Annotated in this window: 5 protein-coding genes; 1 reads left to right on the top strand and 4 read right to left on the bottom strand. The window is 28.6% G+C overall.

The features are described 5' to 3' along the window. Positions 1-344 precede the first annotated feature (344 nt). The gene (nrdG, locus tag RWY47_RS04320; RefSeq protein WP_021428223.1) at positions 345-884 is read right to left on the bottom strand and encodes an anaerobic ribonucleoside-triphosphate reductase activating protein; all 540 of its coding nucleotides are present in this window, start codon (positions 882-884) and stop codon (positions 345-347) included. A 36-nt stretch (positions 885-920) separates the two neighbouring features. Continuing rightward, positions 921-3,272: an anaerobic ribonucleoside triphosphate reductase gene (locus RWY47_RS04325; protein ID WP_021428221.1), complete on the bottom strand. Its 2,352-nt coding sequence runs from the start codon at positions 3,270-3,272 to the stop codon at positions 921-923. A gap of 356 nt (positions 3,273-3,628) precedes the next feature. Between RWY47_RS04325 and RWY47_RS04330 the strand changes: the two genes are divergently transcribed. Further along, the gene (locus RWY47_RS04330; protein WP_199874372.1) at positions 3,629-4,807 is read left to right on the top strand and encodes a pyridoxal phosphate-dependent aminotransferase; all 1,179 of its coding nucleotides are present in this window, start codon (positions 3,629-3,631) and stop codon (positions 4,805-4,807) included. A 128-nt stretch (positions 4,808-4,935) separates the two neighbouring features. Here the strand turns inward: RWY47_RS04330 and RWY47_RS04335 are convergent, their stop codons facing one another. After that, on the bottom strand, positions 4,936-5,283 hold the full coding sequence (locus RWY47_RS04335; protein WP_199874371.1) for an ASCH domain-containing protein: 348 nt from the start codon (positions 5,281-5,283) through the stop codon (positions 4,936-4,938). A 16-nt stretch (positions 5,284-5,299) separates the two neighbouring features. Beyond that, a complete protein-coding gene (locus RWY47_RS04340; protein WP_199874370.1) occupies positions 5,300-5,821 on the bottom strand; it encodes a GNAT family N-acetyltransferase in 522 nt (173 codons plus the stop codon). Between the last annotated feature and the right edge of the window lie 473 nt (positions 5,822-6,294).

Consider the following 6,294-nt stretch of genomic DNA (forward strand, 5'->3'; position numbering starts at 1 on the left):
TCAAAGTTCATTTTTTCTTTTGTGTTTCGTCCGTTTCTTAAGGACAAGTAATACTTTACCATCTAATCAAAACAGAGTCAACAGTTTTTTTTATTTTTTTTAATTATATTTTAATTTCACTTTAATAAAGAAAGTGTTCCTCAAGTTATCAACATTTTTATCCACATTATCTACAGTTTTAAAGTTGCATATACACTTACATCCGCAAGACTTATCCACATTATCCACCATAAATATGTATATATTTTAATTTATTTTCATTTTTCGATTTTTTTAAATCTTTTGAAGAAAAAAGGCGAAAAAAAATAAGCATAAGTAAGAACTTATGCTTATTTTTTAATTTATTATTTTGCTATTCCTAAATCTTCTTTCATATATTCATCATGTAAACATATTTTCTTAAGCTCTAGTGTTTTCTTAACATCTATAATTCTTTGATTTGATGATCCTCTAAACTTAAGACTTATATCTCTCTTAGCTTCTATAAATCTTCCATCCACCAAAACATCTATATTTCTAAGTAAATTTAAATTATTAAAATATGAAGGGTTTTTCTTATCTGTAAGTTCCTCAAATGTATATCCTGTATATACCCATACATCTAAGTTATTATCTTTGCATGTTTTTGCAACTTCAGCTAAAGCTTCACTTTGTAAAAATGGCTCTCCTCCAGATAAAGTTACACCTCTATGCAATTTTAGTTTTTCTATCTCTTTAGATATTGTGCTTGTATCTACTTCGAATCCACTCACCAAATCATGAGTTTGAGAATTATGACACCCTTTACAATTATGTATGCATCCTTGTGTCCATAAAACAGCCCTAAGCCCAGGCCCATCTACTATACTATCTACAGTAATAGGCGAAGCTAATCTTATCTTCATGTGTACTCCCCCTCATTAAAACATTAAATTTAAATATTAACTATGTTTTATTCTATCTCTAACTTCTGCTTTCTTTGCATTATTAAATCTATCTACTGTTCCTACTAAATATCCTGTTATTCTTCTTATTCTTTCAAATCCAATTTCTCCATCTGATTCTTTTCTACCACAAGCAGGGCAAACATCTCCAGGTATAACACCTGAGTACCCACATACAGGATCTCTATCTAATGGATGATTTATACTTCCATATCCTATACCTAATTCTTTCATAGCTCTTATTATAGTTTCAAAAGCTTCTAAGTTATTTGAAGGGCTTCCATCTAACTCTATATAAGTTATATGTCCAGCATTAGTTAATTCATGATAAGGAGCTTCTATCTTTATCTTGTCAAAAGAACTTATTTTGTAATATACAGGTACATGGAATGAATTTGTATAATATTCTTTATCTGTTATTCCTTCTATTTCCCCATATTTATTTCTATCTATAGAAGTAAACCTTCCTGATAGCCCTTCTGCCGGAGTAGCTATTAAAGAGAAGTTTAATCCATATTTTTCACTAGCTTCTTCCATTCTATCTCTCATATGACCAATTATATCTAGTCCTAGATTTTGAGCTTCTTCACTTTCTCCATGGTGTTTTCCTATAAGAGCTATCAAACATTCTGCTAATCCTATAAATCCTACTGTTAGCGTTCCTTGTTTTATAACTTCTTTTAATGTATCATTAGGACCTAAATCATCAGACCCTTTCCATACATTTTGTCCCATTAAAAACGGGAAATTTTTAACCTTTTTATTTCCTTGAACTTCAAATCTTTCTAGTAATTGATCTATTACTAAATCTATCTTTTCATTTAACTCTGCGTAAAACTCGTCTATATTCATGTTTTGCCCATTTATACTTCCATGTTTTATTCCTAATCTTGGAAGGTTTATTGTTGTAAATGATAAGTTACCTCTTCCACTTACAACTTCATCTCCACATACATTACCAACTACCCTAGTTCTACATCCCATATATGTAGCTTCTGTGTCAGGATCTCCTTCAACATAGTACTTAGCATTAAAAGGAGCATCTATAAAGCTAAAGTTAGGGAATAATCTCTTTGCAGAAACTCTACATGCTAACTTAAATAAATCATAGTTATGGTCTTCAGGATTTAAATTTATTCCTTCTTTTACTTTGAATATTAATATAGGGAATATAGCTGTTTCTCCATTTCCAAGACCTTTTTCTACTGATAATAATAAGTTTTTAGTAACTAATCTACCTTCTTCAGATGTATCTGTTCCAAAATTCACACTTGAAAAAGGAACTTGAGCCCCTGCTCTTGAATGCATAGTATTTAAATTGTGTATAAAAGCTTCCATGGCTTGATATGTGTTTCGATCTGTTTCTTTATATGCTTCTTTATATGCAAACTTTTGTGATTTTTCTGCTACATCATCTTTTATATTTAATCTATTTATTAATTCTCTTTTTTCTAAATTTATATAGGACTCATCTAAGCTTATACTAGCCTTAGTATCTGTATTTTCCTCTACATAAGATACAATATCTCTTATTTCATCTAAAGCTTCTATACCTTCATATAGCTCTAAAGCTTTACTCATATTATTTATATATAATTTCTTAAATGTCTTATATACACCTTCAGCTAACCCATAATCGAAAAATGGTATACTTTGTCCTCCATGTTGATCATTTTGATTACTTTGTATAGCTATTGCTGCTAAAGCTGCATAACTTATAATATCATTCGGCTCTCTTAAGAATCCATGTCCCGTTGAAAAACCATCTTTAAATAACTTTATTAAATCTATTTGGCAACATGTTAATGTTCCCATATTTAAAAAGTCCATATCGTGTATGTGTATATCCCCATTATCATGAGCAAACGCATGTTCAGGTTTTAACATGTAAGTTTTGCAAAACTCTTTAGATACTGTACTTCCATACTGAAGCATAGTTCCCATTGCAGTATTTCCATCTATGTTCGCATTTTCTCTTTTTATGTCAGCATCATCTGCATCAGCAAAAGTTATTTCTCCTATAGACTTCATTAGTCTAGATTTAGAATTTCTTATTCTGTTTCTTTCAGTTCTATAAATTATGTATTCTTCACTAGTTTTAGCATGTCCTTTTTCTATAAGAACTTTAACTACAGCATCTTGTATATCTTCTACTCCAGGAGTATTTGTTGCAAACTTTATATTTAATAGCTTAATTACATCTTGAGTTAATAATTCTGCTACATTATAATCCGCTACACTACCTTCTCTTTGAGCAACTTTACTCGCAGCTAAGAATATAGCTCTCGTTATTCTATCTGAGTTAAAAGGTATAACTCTTCCATCTCTTTTCTTTACTGCTTGAATCACAATAAATTCCCCCTCATCACAATATATAGTATCCGCAAATATTAAGCATACTATATATAGTATGCTTGGATGAAAAAAATCCCCTTTAACAAAGTCAAAGGGAAAATCTTTAAGTCATTACTTTACTACAATAAGCTTACCAAAATTGTACATAATCGTCAAATCACCTCTAAGCATTGAAATTGCTATCTACATTTTTTGAACATTAGTATTTCTAATATGTTCAAATTTTTAGACTTTTTTATAATTTTTTCACTCATTTTTTGACAAATTTATCAATAAATCTTATATAGTTATCTTTGTTGTTATAAATTAATATATAATATACTTATCTATCTTAAAAAGGAGGATTAAACATGTTATCTAGTAGATTAAATAACATTACACCATCTTATACAATAGGTATAAGTTCAAAAGTTCGTGATTTAAAAACATCAGGAAAAAGTATAATTGATTTAAGTATAGGAGAACCAGATTTATCTGTTCCTAATGCAGCAATTCAACATGGAATAAACTCATTAAATGAAAACTTAACTAATTATGACTTAGTTCCTGGATTAAAAATTCTTAGAGATGAATTATCTAAAAAACTAAATTTAGAAAATGATTGTGATTATGCTCCAGAAGAAATAGTAGTTTCTAGTGGTGCAAAAAATGCTATAACAAATGCTTTATTAGCTGTATTAAATCCTGGAGATGATGTTCTAGTTCCTAAACCTTATTGGGTTAGCTATCCTGAAATGATAAAACTAGTTAATGCAAATCCAGTTTTTATAGAAACAAATAAAGAAAATGAATTTAAACTAACTAAAGATATTTTGGAAAAGAGTATTACTCCAAAGACTAGAATGTTATTTTTAAATAACCCTTCAAATCCTACTGGAGCAGTTTACTCAAAAGAAGAATTATTAGAAATAGCTAATGTGTGCATAAAGAACAATATATACATACTAGCAGATGAAATATACGAAAGAATATGTTACAAAGATAAATTTGTATCTATAGCATCATTAAGTAATGATATAAAAAATATAACTATAACTATAAATGGTTTCTCTAAATCATTTGCTATGACAGGTTTAAGAATAGGATATTCTGCAAGTAACAAAGAAATTGCTAAAGCAATATCAACAATACAGGGACATTTAGTATCTCATCCCTCTCTAACTAGTCAATATATAGCTTACGGAGCTTTAAAGGATTGTTCTGATTCTATCAATGACATGGTTAATATATATCGTTCAAGAAGAAATAAAGTGGTTGATATATTAAATCAATGCAACAAATTAAATTATGTAACTCCAGATGGAGCTTTTTATACATTTATAGATTTATCTATGGTAAAAAATAATTTAAACTATACGGATAGTTTTTCTATAGAATTTTGTAATAAGCTATTAGATGAGTATGAAGTTGCTGCTGTTCCAGGAATAGCATTTGGAATGGATGATTATATAAGAATTTCTTATGCTTGTAGTGAATCTTCTTTTACAGAAGGATTAAAAAGAATAATAAAACTTGCTGAGTCTTTATAAAAATATATAAATTAATTTTACTTAAAATAAAAAACTGTTCAGGAAAATTTCACTTCAATTTCATGAACAGTTTTTATTTATTTATATGTATACTTTTAAATATTTACTTCTATTATTTAAACATACGTTTACTCATTAACAACTTTTATCTCAATACCCACTACCCCATATCTTTTTATATCTTCCTTAGAATAATATTGTTCCATATCATCAGGAGCTGCATAATCATCATAACTATATCCAAGTTTAATTTTATTAAATTGTTCATATAGATCATTAAAATTCTTATATTTATATATTTCTAGAACTTTAACTTTTAAATGGTTTTTACAATTACCATTATTAATAAAAGTAATATAATCCCCCTTTAATACTGTCTTTCTCTTTTCATCATATAATCTCACCTCTATCGTCTTCGTTCCATTTTTTATTAATGTAAAACAGTCATTATTTAAAGTCATAATATGATTTTTCATTTAAATTTCTCCTATTTTATAATTTTATCCAGTAACGTTTTATAATATTTCCATCAACCTCTACATTTCTCTCAAATACTCCCCCATTAGCAATTATAACTTTTTCACTACCTATATTGTCATGATTGCAAGTTATAAGAACTTTATCAAGTCCATACGATTTACAATTTACAAGATTTTGTTTAAGCATCTCTGTCGCATATCCTTTTTTCCTTTCGCTCGGACGAACAGAATAACCTATATGACCACCCCATAAACTTAGTACCGGGTGATTAATATGATGCCTTAAATCAATGATTCCAACAATTTTATTATCTATTAATCTTACAGCTATATATAAATTAGAAGTTACCTTATCTGATGGACAAGTTTTTTCACTTTCAAGCAAGTTAATTGTATCAATCCAATCTTTAGCCGTAGAACATTCTCTTAAGCTCCCACATCCGGCTAAATCATCCCCTAATTCTAAAAACTCTTGTTTATAGTCCATAATATCCTTAGCATATTCTAAAGTTGGCTTTATTAATTTTATCTCCATCTCTACATCCCCCTTGATTACTATTTATCTATATTATATAAAAATAATCTCTATTCATCATTATATGCTCAACTTTTAACTTAATTATATTAAATTTTTTTATCTTCTTTTTTTATTTAATCCCATATCATACAAGCGTAAACTTTTTTCAACTCAACTTTCATTATCTTTTTATATCATATCGTGCAAGCGTAATTCTTCTTTATTTTGCACAACAAAAAGTGGTTGATACTTAGTTTGTAGCGCAGCGGTCATTCAAAGCATATTTTCTCATCTCTTTGTATCCTACCCTACAAGCGTAATTCTTTTATATTTTACACAACAAAAAGTGGCTAGGATTAAGTTACAATGCAGAAGTCATTTTAAAGCATCTTCTCAGCTTTATGACTTCAAATGTAACTTAATCCTAGCCACCACTTAAATCCACGTAAAATAAAAAAGATTACGCGGCTACGTCCTACTCTCCCAGGCAG

This window comes from Paraclostridium sp. MRS3W1, from assembly GCF_032465715.1.
Taxonomy (GTDB): Bacteria; Bacillota; Clostridia; order Peptostreptococcales; family Peptostreptococcaceae; genus Paraclostridium; species Paraclostridium dentum.